This is a genomic window from Methanosarcina sp. (assembly GCF_035390745.1).
Classification (GTDB): Archaea; Halobacteriota; Methanosarcinia; order Methanosarcinales; family Methanosarcinaceae; genus Methanosarcina.
On sequence record NZ_DAOOUJ010000008.1, the window covers coordinates 74956 to 90080 of the forward strand.

Here is a 15125-nt window from a genome sequence, read left to right on the forward strand (position 1 = left end):
TTTTCCAAAAGTTGCAGTCACTTACCTGGCAATGGTCAGGTAAAGCCCGGCAATAAGAGATGATTAAAAAATGGATGAGGCAACACTTAGTAAAATAATTCTTTTATCTATGGAAAGGGACGCTCTTGATAATGTAATTTTTGAGCAAAACTTTCAGAAAAAAATTGCAGGCAAATTTAAGGAACTTAGTAAGAACCAGCCTATGGTAATCAAAATCATAGGAATAGAAGGAGAGATTATGCCTTCTACCCTTGGGAAATATACCGGAATGGAAAAGAGCAGCCTGACACGGATGGTTGATGACCTGGAAAAGAAAGGTATTGTCTTCAGGAAAACCGATCCTGATGACAGGAGAAAGGTGCTTGTTTCACTTACTGAAAAGGGGCTTGATTGTTATAATCGTTTAAGCCAGATTACCACCGAAATGGCTGAAGAAATCCTTCAATTTGTTGATGATGAAGACGTCGAGAATTTCATGCATAGCCTTGAGACCATGGTGAAAGTTATGCGGAAAATTGATGCAAGCCGATTTACTGGAACAAAATGAGTGCTTTTGGATGTGCAGAATTTTACGCAGCCGAATTTTTGAGAAAACTGAACCTTTAGAGAATGGAGATATTCAGATAGATTAAATCTCAGCACTTGAAATACGGAGGAAGCCTGAGTGACTCTTAAGCTGATTGATAACCTTCAGAAGCTGGGTTTTACCGGCAACGAAGCCAAGATTTATGCATCACTTGTCTGCCTGAAGCAGGCAAAAGCCAGTGAAATTGCCGAAAATGCGGGAGTCCCGAGACCAAAAATCTATGGAACCCTGAGAGGGATGGAGAAAAAAGGCTATGTAAGGATTATTGAAGGTGAACCTACCCTTTTTTGCTGCATCCAGCCAGAAGAGCTCATTTTAAGGTTAAGGGCAGACTTTTTGCTCTTTTTAAGTGAAATTGCCAGTGAGCTTAATTCCCTGACTCCTGGAACCAGTAACTTTGCTCCTGAAAGTTTCTACGGAGAAAGAATCAGAGTCTGAAGGGATGAAGAGAAATGAAAGAAAAAAGAATAAAAACGGAACGAAAAAGATTAGAAAGAAGGATGAAAAAATGGGTGAAAAAAGCTTTTTTCCGGGATAAATACTGAATATATTCTTAATTTCTTATTTTCTGGCTATTTACGGACTCATAGGAACTATTATTTATATTGTAAGGGGACTATCTGGACAGAAAAATTTTAGATCGATAATAAGCAGATAGAAATTAAGGGTAGGAACGTATGCCTCTCAGCACTAACCGGAACATATGGCAGTTTCTTTCATTGACAACTATACTTTTCATATTATTTTTTGCAATACTCTTCTATTTTGAGGACATTTTCATAGTTCTTATTGCAGGTGCAGTCCTCATCCTGATAGTGGAAAAAGTGATACAAATCTACAACAGGTGCATGGACAGGTTTCCAAACTGCAATAGAAAAAGAGCAGGTTTAATACTGCTCACAGGTACAGGACTTGTTTTCCTGCTTCTTCTTAGCAGTCAGGTTCAGGGCCTTGGAGTTCTTATAAGCGATTTCAGCGACATACAGCAGGATTACGCAAGTGGAGCTTCAGCCCTTTTTTCCGAACACGAGTCTGAACTTTCCAGGCTTGCGGATTCCGGTATTATTAAACCCGAAGACCTTCAAAAGATAGGAAACACCATCTTTTCAGGAATTACCGATCTGATTTCGATGGTTTCTTATTATTTTTTTACCGGAGTGCTGGTAATTCCTCTCATGTTTGGTATGTACTTCAAGCACCATAATAAAATCGGAGACTACATCCACACTTATGCTCCTCCTGAACACGCGGATGGAATTATCAGGGCTCTGAAAAGTATAGGACGGGAACTGGAGGATTTCTTCAGTGCCAAAATGCTTGAGTCTGCTATTGTAGGTCTTATTTGCTGTATAGGATTTTATCTTGGGGGACTTGAAGGGTGGCTTTTTTTAGGTATTCTTGCAGGCTTTCTGAATATTATTCCTTATATTGGACCTATTCTGGGAGCAATCCCCCCGGTTATTGTGGGTTATATCGACAGCCCTATGACAGCTTTCTTTGCAGTGTTAACAGTTATTATTTCTCAAACTATCGATAACCTTTATCTAATTCCTTTCATGATCTCGGAGAAAGTGGATATTAACCCCCTCCTGAGTGTAATCCTTACTCTTGCTGCATCCAAGCTTTTAGGTGCTCTTGGAATGGTACTCGCAATCCCTATATACATCATATATAAAATAATTATTAAAGAGTTGTATAGAGAACTAATTAATATATATGATAAAGATTAATTTTTCTTTTATCTCTAAAAATCATAGCCTTTCTAAAATAAAGGCTTTATTTTTTCATAATCCGAAAGCAGGGTCTTTTTTGAAGTCCACTTACACGCCTGGAATACAGAAAGGTTTAAAAATATATAAAGAGTATTTATTGAAAAACATTTAACTGATAAATGTCGCAGTTTTTATGGAGCCTGGAGTATGATTGAAGTAAAGGGTCTTTCTAAATCCTACGGACAAACAAAGGCAGTAGACGGAGTGGACCTTTCTATAGGAAAAGGTGAGCTTTTTGGCCTTCTGGGCCCAAACGGATCCGGAAAAACGACTATGATAAAAATGCTTACAGGGCAGATAAAGCCGACCTCAGGCACTCTTAAAGTACACGGGATAAATGTGCTCGAAGATCCTCTGAGAGTCAGGGAACTTGTAGGCGTTATTCCGGAGCAGGAAACTCCACCAAGTTTTCTGACCGCGGAAGAGTATCTTCATTTTGTTGCAAAAATTCGAAAAATGGAACATTACGAAGAAGTCTGTGATAAATGGTTTGAGTTCTTCGACTTTGGGGACCATAGAAACTCACTATGCAAAGATCTTTCCAGGGGTACAAGGCAGAAACTCATGTTTTCCCAGGCTTTCCTGCATGAGCCTGAACTTGCAATTATTGATGAGCCGCTTATTAATCTTGACCCTGTAATGCAGAAGAAAGTCAAGGATTTTCTGAAGGGTTATGTAAAAAATGGAGGGACCATCTTCATTTCCACGCATATCCTTGAAATTGCAAAAGAAATCTGCACAAGCATAGGAATAATTTACAGAGGAAAGCTGGTCTATACAGGCCGCCTTGACGATCCCAAACTTCAGGGCAAAAACTTTGAAGATTTCTTTCTGGATCTTGTCAGCAGGCGGAAAGCAGTCTCAAATGGTATTCTCGAAAAGCCTTCAAAAGAGATTTCTGTCCTGGCCTGAAGTACATTTTATACCCTTTTGCTGGACCCCCCACAGTACTTCACAGTATCAAAGTATCTTACAGTCTCATAATCCTGCAGTACATTAAATTCTGCAGCATGCATCCGTGCAAAGCTGCTCAGGCTGTTCAGGAGCAGAACCTGTGAGGATACCGGGTCTGTGTGTAAAGACAGGCGTGAAAAAGCGAGTATAAAAAATTAAGTGCAAAAAAATAGCAAGTGTAAAAATCAGTAATTATCAAAAACAATAAGCTGCAGGGATTTTATGTTTGATATCTTTAAAAATATGGTCAAAGAAGAGTGGCGGATGCACTCAAGTCTTTTTGGGCACAGCAGTTTTGCCTTATTTCCTGTCTTTATTTTCTTATTTACTTTTTTTGTAAGCCTGGTCCTGCCTGTATTCAGGGAGATAGTTACCGATGCCCAGATAGCCCTCGGAATTCACTACTTTTTCCTGCTTGTGGGAGCTATGATTGGTGCTTTCGGGCTCATGGGCCGTGAATTCATGAACCGCCGGTTTGGTCAGGCAAGCCTGATTGCGTATTCTTCACGGGTGCTTCCGGTTTCTGAAAGATTTATTTTTGCCAATTTCCTTGGAAAAGATGTCATATACTATTTTATTCTCTATATTCTGCCTTTTGTTGCAGGCTTTGGCCTTGCTGCAGAAATTGTCCCTGCTGGAATGTTCAGTCTTCCTTCGACTCTTCTGGTTCTTGTTCTGACCCTTTCTCTTTCCTTTGCAATAGGAATCTCTACAATTTTTTTCCTGTCCACAGTTTATGCTCATTCAGGGAAGATCTCGCTGATCTGCCTGTTCATTCTTTCTTTTCTACTTCTCCATTTCTCCGGAAATCTGAGCCAGTACACTCTTTACAGTCTGCCGAGTCTGTCCTTTTTCCTTGATCCTTCCAAAAACCAGCTCCTGTTTTCTGGTGTTCTGATTTTTGTTCCGTCAGCTCTATCGCTTATTTTTCTTAAAATTGATTTCCCGCAGTCTCAGAAGAGTTTCTCAAACTCTTTTTCAAAACTATGCAGTTTCCTGGGTTCATACAGGTATGCAGCTTTTGTTGCGAAAGATTCCCTTGACCTTAAAAGGAGTGAAGGAGGGCTTGGAAAAATAGTTTTTTCTTTTTTGCTACCTCTGGTGCTTGTCTGGATACTGCTGTCTGCTCTTGCGAGGGTTATTCCAGCTCTGAGCACACTTACTCTTTTTGCTCTGGTACTGGGTGTGCTTTCATCTTCAATGTATAACTGGCTTACCGAGTACGATATTTTTGCTTCTTACGCTTTTCTCCCCCTGAAGGTATCTGATATAATAAAGAGCAAACTGAACAGCTACCTTATACTTAATCTGGTCCCACTGGTAATCCTTACCGTGCTGGCCCTTAAAAACGATCCTTCAGCCCTTATTCCGTCCCTGCTGCTCTTCCTGACGATCTCGCTTTATATGGTAGCAGTACTCGTTTACCTTACCGGACTTTCACCGTCTATTAACCTCTACAACGCCAAGACTTTTGCCCTTTATACACTTTCAGTCGTACCTCTCCTCATACTTAACATCGTTATGTCCATGTTCGGCCCTTACTACGCTTTTGTGGACCTGCTGCTGGTTCCTTTTGCCCTGTACCTTCTGGGAAAAGGTTTCAATAAATGGGATCTCAACGATTGCCGGTGTTTTTAAAAGGGCAGTTTCTGATGGTCTGTGGTTGCTTATGTAAACTTGATTAATCACAGGTTAATCACCTTCATAGATGTCTTTTTAAGCTTTGGAGAGAGAAATAATAGGGGGAAAAGCTCTCTCTAAACCTCTTATTCATAGTAAGGGGATGGGGCAAGAAAGGCAGTTATGGGGGAAAGATTACGATACCATTTCTTTTTACAATAGTGATGTTTTTCAGGGCATTACGAACATTGCTTAAGGATCCTAAATTTCGTTCTCTCCTCTACCTTGTTACACTAACCCTTGCTTCAGGTACTTTTTTCTACCATTCGGTCGAAGGCTGGCGCTGGATTGATTCTTTTTATTTTTCGGTCATCACGCTGGCAACTGTAGGGTTCGGGGACTTCACACCTCAAACGGACCTGGGCAAGATCTTTACCGTATTTTATATTTTCCTGGGGCTGGGAATTCTTATTGGTTTTGTTACTCCGATTGGAGAATATTTGATCAATAAAAGGATGGAAAAAGTCGATAAAAAAGTCCAGGAGAAAGAGAGCTCCGATACTGAATCAGAAACCGAATCTGAATCCGAGACTGAATCTGAATCCGAGACTGAATCCGAATCCGAATCTAAAGCTGAATCTGAGATTTAATCCGAAACTGAATTTAATTTCTCCGGTGCAGCTGGAAAGTTAAAGGAAAAAAAGTAAAACTTATTCATCTCCAGACTTCTTCCACAAGATTAATTTAATACTTTCTATCTAAAATAGATTGTTGCACCATTTAATGGGTTGCACAATTGCATTTTAGATTTGAATTGAATAAATGTACAATGGTTTCTATGTTAAATAATGGGGGGAGAATAATAAAAAGATTCAGTTTTTTCGTCACAGCAGTGCTTATTGCAACGATGTTATTTGCTTCCGGCTGTTCTCAAAATGAGCCTGAAGAAGATACAATGAATGAAACAGAAGGCGAAGTGACCGAAGAGGTAACAGAAGGGGCAACTGAAGGAGTAGGGGAAACAGAAGGGGATAGTGGTTACACCCCTGCTATAAATCCTGATGATTTCGTTGAGGCTATAGACAATACTTATTTTCCGCTAACTCCAGGCACAACTTTTGTTTATGAAGGTGAGTCTGAAGACGAAACAATCAGAGATGAAGTTTATGTAACCAATGAAACCAGAGTGGTTATGGGAGTAAATACCACTGTTGTCCGTGACCGGGAATTTGTGGATGGGGAACTGGAGGAAGAGACTTTTGACTGGTATGCTCAGGACAAAGATGGCAATGTCTGGTACTTCGGAGAGGATTCCAGAGAATATGAAGACGGAGAGGTTGTGAGCAGTGCAGGTTCCTGGGAAGCAGGAGTTAACGGAGCTCAACCCGGGATTTTGATTGAAGGAGATCCTCAGGTCGGCGATACTTACAGGCAGGAATACCTGGCTGGCGAAGCTGAAGATATGGCTGAAGTTGTTTCTCTGAATGAATCTGTTTCTGTTGCTTACGGTTCTTTTGAGAATTGCCTGAAAACAAAAGAATGGACTCCGCTTGAGCCTGGAATAGAGGAGAACAAATACTATGCTGCCGGAACAGGACTTATTCTTGAAACGACAGTAAAAGGCGAATCAGAGAGACTGGAACTTGTAGATATCGTTACCGAATAAACAGAAAAGGATCAATGGGATAACGAAAGTTTAGATAAGTTTCAGTATGAATTTAAAAATTAAGTTCTCTGTAATCCAGAGTTCAAGCCTGATAAGATTATAGACCTGATAAGATTATAGACCTGATAATATAGACCTCTGATTGTGTCTGAAAAGTAAATGCTTACATTTTAATGATTCAGATTTTGTGATTTTCAGCTTTACGGAACAATTATCAGGTCCTTTTTTCTTTGTTTTTTGTTTATCTGGTGTTTACTCTCTTATCATCAGCCTGTTTTTTGGATCCAAATTTCCTGATACGGCATCGTTATTATGATTTGCTATGGATGGATGAGTTCGATTATAGTTTGATAGTTAATTCTACAAACGTATCTTCAATAAGATAATGTTCATGTTCAAAACTAATATATATTTTTGTGGCAGTATGATTCAATACTTATATAAAAATACTAATTAAGAGGTGTTTAAATGACAATGAAGAATGAAGCAAGTCAGAAGGCAGGAGCCGCATGTGGAAAGACTCATGAAAAAGCACCAGCAAAAAAGGAAGCAAAAGCTGAAAGCAAGCCAGCAAAGGGCGCAAAGAAGTAATTGCAACCAATTACTACCTGAAAGCCAACCCTCTCAGCAATAGCTTATCAATATTCAAAATTCAAGACTTCTTAAAACTGGAAATACAGTATAAATTAATATAAGAGCTCAAAAGTGACTAAAAAACGGAATATTAATTAAAAAACGGAATATTAATTAAAAAACGGATTTAATACTAAAAAACGGAATAAGTAATCAGTAAATGATAGGCTGTTGCTTTTAAATCAAATTTCCGGGGTCCGGCTGCCAGTGATAAGCAGTCCGGACAACCCAAAAATAATTACGAACTCGTTTTTCTTCTGTTTTGTTCTTCGTTAAAATTATTTTACTTTTTCTGCCATGGGCAAAATTTTGGAACGCGACTGCTCTTAAATCAATTTCCTTGGCTGCTTATGCTCAGGCAAAACCGGCAGAGGCATGGTATTGATAAGAAGAGGGCTTTCAATCTCTTTTGCTCTCTCAATCACAAGTTCCTTTCCTTTCTTTGTGAGAGCAAATAGCGGGATCGCAGCTGCTACCTGAACAAGAGGTTTTACAAGTTCCCTGATATATTTTGAGGCACAGCTTATTACAATATCCGAGTTGTCCAGAAGCCCCTGAGCTTCTTCCCGGCTGACACCTGTTACGTGCACTGCAATAACGAACAGGTCAAGCCCTGATTCCGACTCTATTTTCCTGACCTTTTTTGCGGTTTCTGCATCTGCAACCGTAACTGCGATTTTTCTGCAGCCAAGTTCAGCAGCTTTCTTTACCCCGCCTGCCGGATCGATAGATGCTGTTGAAGGGTCCAATACGGTTCCCCCACGTTCTCTTATTCCTTTGATCACTGCATCTATAGGCTCGGTCTCGACCAGACCCGACATCCTTCCTCCTATTCCCTGAACCAGTGCAGGGTTGTTTGATATCACGGTTCCTGCTCCATCACAGGCTGTTACGGTTGTTTCAAGGAAGCCACTGTTGAGGCCGCTCATCATTATTTCTGAAGCACCGAAGGCAACAACGGTTGTTTCAAATTCAAGCCTGCGGTTTTCCGTGAACATCCCCAGCTCGCTTATCCGGGCCTCCATGTTTTTCCTGATTTCATCAGGTGTCATCTTCTCGACTCCCCGTAGTTTGACAAAAAGAGGGCACCATTCCACTTCAGGAATTCCGACTTCTATCACTTTTCCGTCTTTTACAACCACTCTTGCTTTCCCCATCATTTCCATTATATGAGGCATTAAAACCACCTTCCAGAAAAGAAAATTGTATTAAAAATTGTGTTATTCAATATTGATTAATTTGTAATTCTTACCTATTATTCCTTCTTAATTCCCGGATTTTTCTCAGACAGGTAATCCGACCTTTGCAGGTAATCTTCTCAGGCAAAAAACATTGATTTTCAGACCTGAAACGAAATCTCAGGTCCCTCAAGGAAGAGAATGCTGAGCACGGATAGAAATACAATACAGAAAGAAAGAGAAAAAAGGGGAATTAAAATCGAACAAAGAAATAAGTAAGCAGGATTTAAAGCCCTGCCCTGTCAACTATTGTGTCTGCCACCTGTTTTGCATCCCTGAACGGAAAATCTGCTGGCGTGAGCAATTTTCCTGCTTCTCCTGCGGTAACTGCAAGGTCGCCTGATCTGCATGTGGTGCCTGCACCCGCAGGAAAAGCGGCTAGCAATTCTTCAGGGGTGTTTATGGGAAACTTTGCATTTTTTAGTCCTGCAACAATCTGTCCGTGAATGTCATCTCGTACGGTCATTTTTGTTCCTCATATTTTTTTCATATTTTTTTCGAATTTTGTCTTTTCTCGAATACTTTCCTTACCGTTTTTCCATTTCCCTGTTGCCTGATTTTCTGGCTGTGCAGTATGTTTTCCCCGGAGAATCATTCTACAATTTTATATTGGCAGGTTATTGATATATACTTAATCGGCACTGGAATGTAGTTAATGCATTCCACTGTATTAGCGTAATCCTGGGTTATCGAATTTCCAGATAGTGAAAAGAGAAGTATAAAATTGCTAAAAAACACTGAAAAATGAAGGTCAAAAATACCCGACTTAAATGGTCAGCTCTGGATTGTCTTTCCTCTTCTGGGGATCATTCTCCTCTGATTCCTTCCTTGAAGAATCTTGAAGCGGATAACCTTGAAGTGAGGAATAAATTTCGTTCAGGCCCTGAAGTATCCTGTACCCTTTTTCGGTGATCATATAGTCTCCCCTTTCGTGCTGCTGCATGATCAGCCTGCTTTCCGTAAGCTTCTGGAGATGGAAGAGCAAGTTTCCTCCTCTGAGACCGGTGAGTTCGGAAAAAGCGGAGAAGCTTTTTGTTTCGAATGCTACTGCTCTCAGAATTTCCAGGCGCTGAAGGTTTGAGACAGGCTCAAGAATCTCACTCATAACCGCCGAGGTTTTGAGTGCTGAGATATTCGGTTTCTGCTCCTGGTTATCTGCGTAAATCTTCATGGAACGCATGAGGTTGACCTGTTTTACGAGAAGGCTCGAAACTTCTGAAAAACATTTTTCACATTTACTGTAAGGTGCTCCGCATTTGAGCTCCTCCAGCTTTTTTCTGTTATCCGAGATTAGAGTATCGTCTACTCTGTTTCTCTTTATAAGCCCTGCATTCTGCTGCAGGAGGGCGGTAAATGCAGAGGTACATTTTTGCTTTTCAGGGCACTTTTTCACCATATTCTTCTCAAGCCCTGTATCTATGTCTTCGAAGAGGTGGCTGAGAAGAGCGTTTGAGTACTCCTGTCTTGAACTTTCAAGAGCAGCCTCCAGGCGCAATCTGCTGGTGAATTCCATGACTTTTTTAATATCACTGTGCATTTCGGAAAGCTTTTCCCTGATAGCTTTTACCTCTGTCATTTCCTGTTCTTCGGTTATTGCTGAGTCCTCAGGAAGGCTTGCTTTTTTGTTTCCATTTTTCATACTTCTATATCTTCCTGCTTCATTGTTAAAGTTTTTGTCATAACCTTTAAGGTCATTATGCTGTATGAGTCTCGTGGATTCAAAGAAAATATTCAGGTTTCTCCCGTAAAAATTTTGGGCTTTCTAATACCATTTTGATTGAATATTCACAAAGTATGAATCAAATTCATAAAGTGTGAATCAAATTCACAAGAAAGGAATCGATAGAAAGATGAATTAAAAAATGAGCTATCGAAAAAAGATAGAGTCCTAAAAAAATAGGATTTTTAAAAAGATGGGATTTTTAAAAAGATATAATCTATAAAAAGATACAATCTATAAAATTTAGATTACGAATCCTGACGTATCTTCCACCATGCCAAGTCCATTTCCGGTTTCCTGTAATGTTACAACCCTATCCTCGATTTCGACCTGAAAATCGACAACATCTACAAGGTTTTCTATATACCTGAAATTGAAGTTATTCGTGAAGCTGAAAGTCTCTTTGCAGTAACTCTTTGTGACCATGAATACCTTACCGTCTTCAGCAGTAATTACCCATCTTTTATCCCCTTTTTCTGACGGGTACTCGTTAACTTTTGCCTTTTTGAAACTGTACTTTTTTCTGGTCTCAGCATCATAGAAGTCCAGAGAGTTATATATGTTGTATTCTACTCCCCCTATCTCTATATTCGGTATGTAATAGGTAAGAATTGATCCGTTCCTGAAAACTATTCTCGACCATTTCCAGGGAATGAAAGGTCCTACAACGATTACTTTCTGAGCATAGCATTTTCCTGAGAATTCTTTATCAAACAACAATCCCTCAAAATCGAAATATAGATTGGCAAGCCTGTACCCGAATAGGCCTTTAAATTGTTCGGACAGCTCTGAGTTATAATTGCTGTCCTCCGGCTCTCTTATATCCAGCCAGCAGATTTTTTCGCCGTTCTTTGAAATATCAAGCACGTATTCAGGGAAGGACCCATAGAATTCTGCCTTTGTATCCTTGCTTATGCAGGTGACCCTTTCATTTTTCACTTCAATGGTTCCCAGATCATCAGCAATACTTCTCTGTACGTCGTCATATGCCCAGGAAACGCAATACCCCTCTGTTTTATCTTCTGTTATCCTGCTGTTCTCTATATATTTGCCATTTACCTCGATATCCCCCGCGCTCCTGCCAAATGTGAGGAAAAACTGACGTCTTGACCCGTCATCGGCTGTGAATTTCATGAACCAGTACTCCTTGCCGAAAAGAGGCAGTTCTTCAAAAGAGAAAAGAAGGTCGTCAACGCTTCTTTTGATTTCCTTCTTAAGGAGCAGCCTTTCTATTTTACCCTTATTTTCCTTTATCCTCTGTATCGACTCGATAAATGCTTTCTTTTCAATTTCAGGCAGGTTTTTGATGTAATCATTTCTTTCTTTTATGAAGCGCAAAAGTCTGTCTTTTTCGGTGATGATTATCTCTTCAAGAGTTGAGGCTTTAGGCTTAATCTCTTTAAGAGCTGTGGTTTCAGGTTTAATCTCTTCATGAGCTGTATTTTTGGGTTCTCTGTCACCTGGCATGGCAGTCATTGCATTCTCCCTTAACTTTTAAGTAATGTTTTTCAGAAATATAACATTCATAATTTCTAAAAAATATAATCCTATCGTAAGATATCGAAAACATGAATTCGTACCTTGAATAATAGATACAAAAAAGGCAAAAAGAGAACGAAAATGGAAAAAAAGGTAAAGGCAAAAAATAGTAACGGCTTTAAAGCCGATTTTTTTCGTTTTACTTCAGTTCTCTTGGCTGCTTATGATCCGGCAAAACCGGCAGAGCCATGGTATTTATCAGAATCGGGCTTTTTATATCCTTTGCCCTTTCGATCACAAGCTCCTTTCCTTTCTGGGTAAGGGCAAAAAGCGGTACAGCAGTCCCTACCTGGGCAAGAGGCTTTACAAGATCCCTGATCGGCTTTGAAGCGCAGCTGGTTACGATATCTGAGTTATCCACAAGTAACTGGGCTTCTTCTCTTGTTAAGCCCGTAACATGGACTCCAATTACTATCAAATCAAGCCCAAGTTCGGCTTCAAGCTTCCGTAACTCTTTTGCGGTTTCACCGAAAGCCGCGGTTACTGCGATCTTTTTGTACCCGAGTTCGGCTGCCTTTTTCACACCTGCAACAGGGTCCATTTTTGCAGTTGAGGGATCAAGCACTATTCCACCGCGCTCGGCAATCCCGTTTATTATGCCTTCGATAGGCTCGGTTTCGACAAGTCCTGACATTCTGCCACCCATGCCCTGGACAAGGGTTGGGCTGTTGGAAATTACAGTTCCTGCGCCTTCACAGGCGGTTACTGTTGTGTCAAGCAAACCTCTGCTGAGGCCTGTCATCATGACTTCAGATGCCCCAAACCCTACAAAGTCTTCGAGTTCCAGCCTGCGTTTGTCAGTAAACATCCCGAAATCGCTGATCCTGAACTCCATATTCTTCTTGACTTCTTCGGGGGTAATTCTCTGGATCCCGCGGATTTTGGCAAAGAGAGGGCACCATTCGACTTCAGGCTCTCCTACTTCAATTACTTTTCCATCTTTTACGACAACTCTTGTTTTTCCAAGTAATTCCATTATGTGAGGCATAGTTCCACCTTTACTAGCTGAGCAAAAATATGATTGTTAAGAAACTAAAATTCCGATAAAAATTGCAGATAAAGTTTGGGGGTGATTACTTAATAGCTTATTGGTTTTGGGGGGGGGTTGATTCTACTTGTGGTTTTTTAGGGAAATTTTTATTGATTGGATTATGGTTTTCAACCTGCTTTTTACTTTATTTAGTTGAAAATTAAAGTCTGTTTTTTTGAATAATTAATTTTTGGACTTTATTTTGTTATTTAGTTCTATAGTAAGAAAATTTCAGATTTCAGCTATTTTTAGAACTTAATTTGATCAAATTAGAAAATTTCAGCTTTTTCACATACTTTGCGGGAAAGGCCGCTCTCCTTCGCCGAGCGGGAAGTTGCCTGGTGTCCTTAAATCATTACTCACAACCGACTGCTGCTGTAAGGAATCATTTGAACAATCAACAGATCAACTATTCAAGTTTAGTCAATGTCCTGACAAGGTTTCTAATATAATAAATGAAAAATTAAACCGGGGGTTATATATGAAACAATATATAATGGCTATGATAATTTGCATTTCTTTCATACTGTTAACAGGAACTGGCCTCGCAGCGAATGAAACATACGACGCGGGGGCTTTTCAACAGGCTTTAGAACAGGACGGATTCACTGTACAGGAAGGCGAAGTAGGTTACTTTAATTTAATCAAGTTACTGGAGGAAGGAGTATTACCTTCTGCATACGGAAACAATCCCAGCACAAAATATCTGATATATTTTGTTCCACCAGCGCCTGGTTATGAAGTAGAAGAACGGATTTCTAAACTAACAAGTACGCTTGGAATAAAAGGGAATACAACTCCATTCTGGAACCTTCGTCCTGATGAAGCTGTTGTTTTCGTGGGAAGAACACCTCCAGAATGCAGGTACTTCAGCTACGATCATTACATAATACACAGGACATATGGAAATGAGACAAGATGGGTCTTTGCTAACTTAGCCGATCCGATTAATAACATGGTTATCAAAACCGAGGGAACTCCAGATGGGTCTTCTGGAAATCCTTTCAACCAAACTACGGTAATAATCATTACGGCTGACAGAGGTATCGATCAGCGCATACGGGCTGCTGCCCAATCAGCCGGGTATTCGGACAACATAACCAACACCCAGGTACTTCCCTCAGTTATGTTGAACATGGGTCTGGGGAATACCTCCGATACATTTGCCTCATTTATCCGGCCAGCTCTATTCAATGACACGCAGGCTGGAGAGAATTACATAAATAATACACCTGCAACTGTTTTCCGGATTACTCCCAACAATACAACTGAGCTGGATCCGTATGATTATCCAGAGCTAAGGGTCCGTGGAACAGGGCAAACAGAGTTTGATCTCATGGATGATCTCGAAGAGCTAAGGATTGCGATTCTCAACAAATATAACGAATCAAATGTCACAGAGCTTCCGGTCAGTATGTGGGTCCCTGTAGGGAGTGATGCTCTCCAGAGAGGAATCAACGCCCTGGGTCCCGATAACGATGCAGCGTATCTATGGACGGCAAACCAGACTATGTTTTCTCCGACACCTCCTTTCTATAACACCTCGCTGTACTATCCTTTCCTGCGAGACCCGGCAATTACTCTGGGCAACGATACCGGTGAATTCATAATTGTCTACGGGGTCAACCATGTAGCCTCAGGGAAGGCGACGTACTCGAACTTCGCAATATACGGAGCGGATGTGTGGAATGGTGTGGGAGCAATCACAGACGAAGATTTCAATGGATCTGCTGAGGAATACCTCCCTGACAATCCGAATGCGAAATACCTGTATGTCTACAAACTTGCCAGGAATTGCAGCGAAGGTGATCAGTACTGCTATGAGGTTCCTTACGGTGTGGGAGTTCATGGCTTAGAGTTGGATCAACCGCTTTTCATTGGCTTTAGAATTTACCTGGAAAACACAACAAAGACCGGGCCGTCCTACTCAGAGATCGTGTACGATAGGGCTATAAAGTTCGACCCAAAGAATTAAGGTATAGGGAAAAAGGAATCTGGATATTAAGGAAAGTTTAAGCTCTGGCTGATATGTGTTACATGCAAACACATATCTTCATTTTTTAATTTCTACAACGCCAGAGCTGTTTTTATGATAACTTTTTGTTGTTCAGGACAGTTTGAATGAAATATTTTTAGGCTTCAATTTTTTCAGGTTTTCATTTGCTAAATTTAGAAGTTTCATCTTCTTCACATACTTTTCAGCTCTTTTGCAGAATTTACGGAAAAGCCGCTCTCCTTCGTCGAGCGGGAAGTTGCCCGGGGTCCTTAAATCATTACTCACAACCGACTGCTGCTGTAAGGAATCATTTGAACCTACTTTCCGCACTATTTTTTCAGACATAATATTTTTCGTATTTTTCTCCCATC

The 15125-nt window shown here is 40.4% G+C and carries 15 protein-coding genes; 9 read left to right on the plus strand and 6 right to left on the minus strand.

The genetic code is table 11. The features are described from left to right. The first annotated feature begins 70 nt into the window (after positions 1 to 70). The 8 genes from PLL47_RS04005 to PLL47_RS04040 all read left to right on the plus strand — a co-directional run bounded on the left by PLL47_RS04005 (position 71) and on the right by PLL47_RS04040 (position 7189). On the plus strand, positions 71 to 547 hold the full coding sequence (locus PLL47_RS04005) for a MarR family winged helix-turn-helix transcriptional regulator (protein WP_324444909.1): 477 nt from the start codon (positions 71 to 73) through the stop codon (positions 545 to 547). 117 nt (positions 548 to 664) lie between these two features. Beyond that, entirely contained in the window at positions 665 to 1024 is a 360-nt protein-coding gene (locus PLL47_RS04010) for a TrmB family transcriptional regulator (protein ID WP_324444910.1), read from the plus strand. Positions 1025 to 1263: 239 nt separating this feature from the next. Next, positions 1264 to 2316, plus strand: a complete 1053-nt coding sequence (locus tag PLL47_RS04015; protein ID WP_324444911.1) for an AI-2E family transporter — start codon at positions 1264 to 1266, stop codon at positions 2314 to 2316. Between the two features lie 189 nt (positions 2317 to 2505). Further along, the gene (locus tag PLL47_RS04020) at positions 2506 to 3270 is read left to right on the plus strand and encodes an ABC transporter ATP-binding protein (RefSeq protein WP_324444912.1); all 765 of its coding nucleotides are present in this window, start codon (positions 2506 to 2508) and stop codon (positions 3268 to 3270) included. Between the two features lie 264 nt (positions 3271 to 3534). Next, positions 3535 to 4950 carry a hypothetical protein gene (locus PLL47_RS04025; RefSeq protein WP_324444913.1) on the plus strand — a complete coding sequence of 472 codons (1416 nt, stop codon included), beginning with the start codon at positions 3535 to 3537 and terminating at the stop codon, positions 4948 to 4950. Positions 4951 to 5180: 230 nt separating this feature from the next. After that, positions 5181 to 5582, plus strand: coding sequence for a potassium channel family protein (locus PLL47_RS04030; RefSeq protein WP_324444914.1), 402 nt, complete (start codon positions 5181 to 5183; stop codon positions 5580 to 5582). Positions 5583 to 5824: 242 nt separating this feature from the next. After that, positions 5825 to 6598 carry a hypothetical protein gene (locus tag PLL47_RS04035; RefSeq protein WP_324444915.1) on the plus strand — a complete coding sequence of 258 codons (774 nt, stop codon included), beginning with the start codon at positions 5825 to 5827 and terminating at the stop codon, positions 6596 to 6598. A gap of 468 nt (positions 6599 to 7066) precedes the next feature. After that, positions 7067 to 7189, plus strand: coding sequence for a hypothetical protein (locus tag PLL47_RS04040; RefSeq protein ID WP_324444916.1), 123 nt, complete (start codon positions 7067 to 7069; stop codon positions 7187 to 7189). A gap of 368 nt (positions 7190 to 7557) precedes the next feature. On the opposite strand, the gene PLL47_RS04045 is transcribed toward PLL47_RS04040, so the two are convergent. The 5 genes from PLL47_RS04045 to PLL47_RS04065 form a co-directional block, all read right to left on the minus strand. After that, entirely contained in the window at positions 7558 to 8409 is an 852-nt protein-coding gene (locus PLL47_RS04045; RefSeq protein ID WP_324444917.1) for a methanogenesis marker 8 protein, read from the minus strand. Positions 8410 to 8695: 286 nt separating this feature from the next. Then, complete coding sequence (locus PLL47_RS04050; protein ID WP_324444918.1) at positions 8696 to 8935, minus strand: MTH865 family protein; 240 nt, start codon at positions 8933 to 8935, stop codon at positions 8696 to 8698. A gap of 300 nt (positions 8936 to 9235) precedes the next feature. Continuing rightward, positions 9236 to 10108, minus strand: coding sequence for a winged helix-turn-helix domain-containing protein (locus PLL47_RS04055; RefSeq protein ID WP_324444919.1), 873 nt, complete (start codon positions 10106 to 10108; stop codon positions 9236 to 9238). A gap of 324 nt (positions 10109 to 10432) precedes the next feature. Further along, entirely contained in the window at positions 10433 to 11665 is a 1233-nt protein-coding gene (locus tag PLL47_RS04060; protein WP_324444920.1) for a hypothetical protein, read from the minus strand. A gap of 202 nt (positions 11666 to 11867) precedes the next feature. Beyond that, on the minus strand, positions 11868 to 12716 hold the full coding sequence (locus PLL47_RS04065) for a methanogenesis marker 8 protein (RefSeq protein WP_324444921.1): 849 nt from the start codon (positions 12714 to 12716) through the stop codon (positions 11868 to 11870). A gap of 997 nt (positions 12717 to 13713) precedes the next feature. Between PLL47_RS04065 and PLL47_RS04070 the strand changes: the two genes are divergently transcribed. Then, on the plus strand, positions 13714 to 14733 hold the full coding sequence (locus tag PLL47_RS04070) for a hypothetical protein (RefSeq protein ID WP_324444922.1): 1020 nt from the start codon (positions 13714 to 13716) through the stop codon (positions 14731 to 14733). 132 nt (positions 14734 to 14865) lie between these two features. Here the strand turns inward: PLL47_RS04070 and PLL47_RS04075 are convergent. After that, a partial coding sequence (locus tag PLL47_RS04075) for a hypothetical protein (protein WP_324444923.1) occupies positions 14866 to 15125 on the minus strand: 260 nt, incomplete at its 5' end.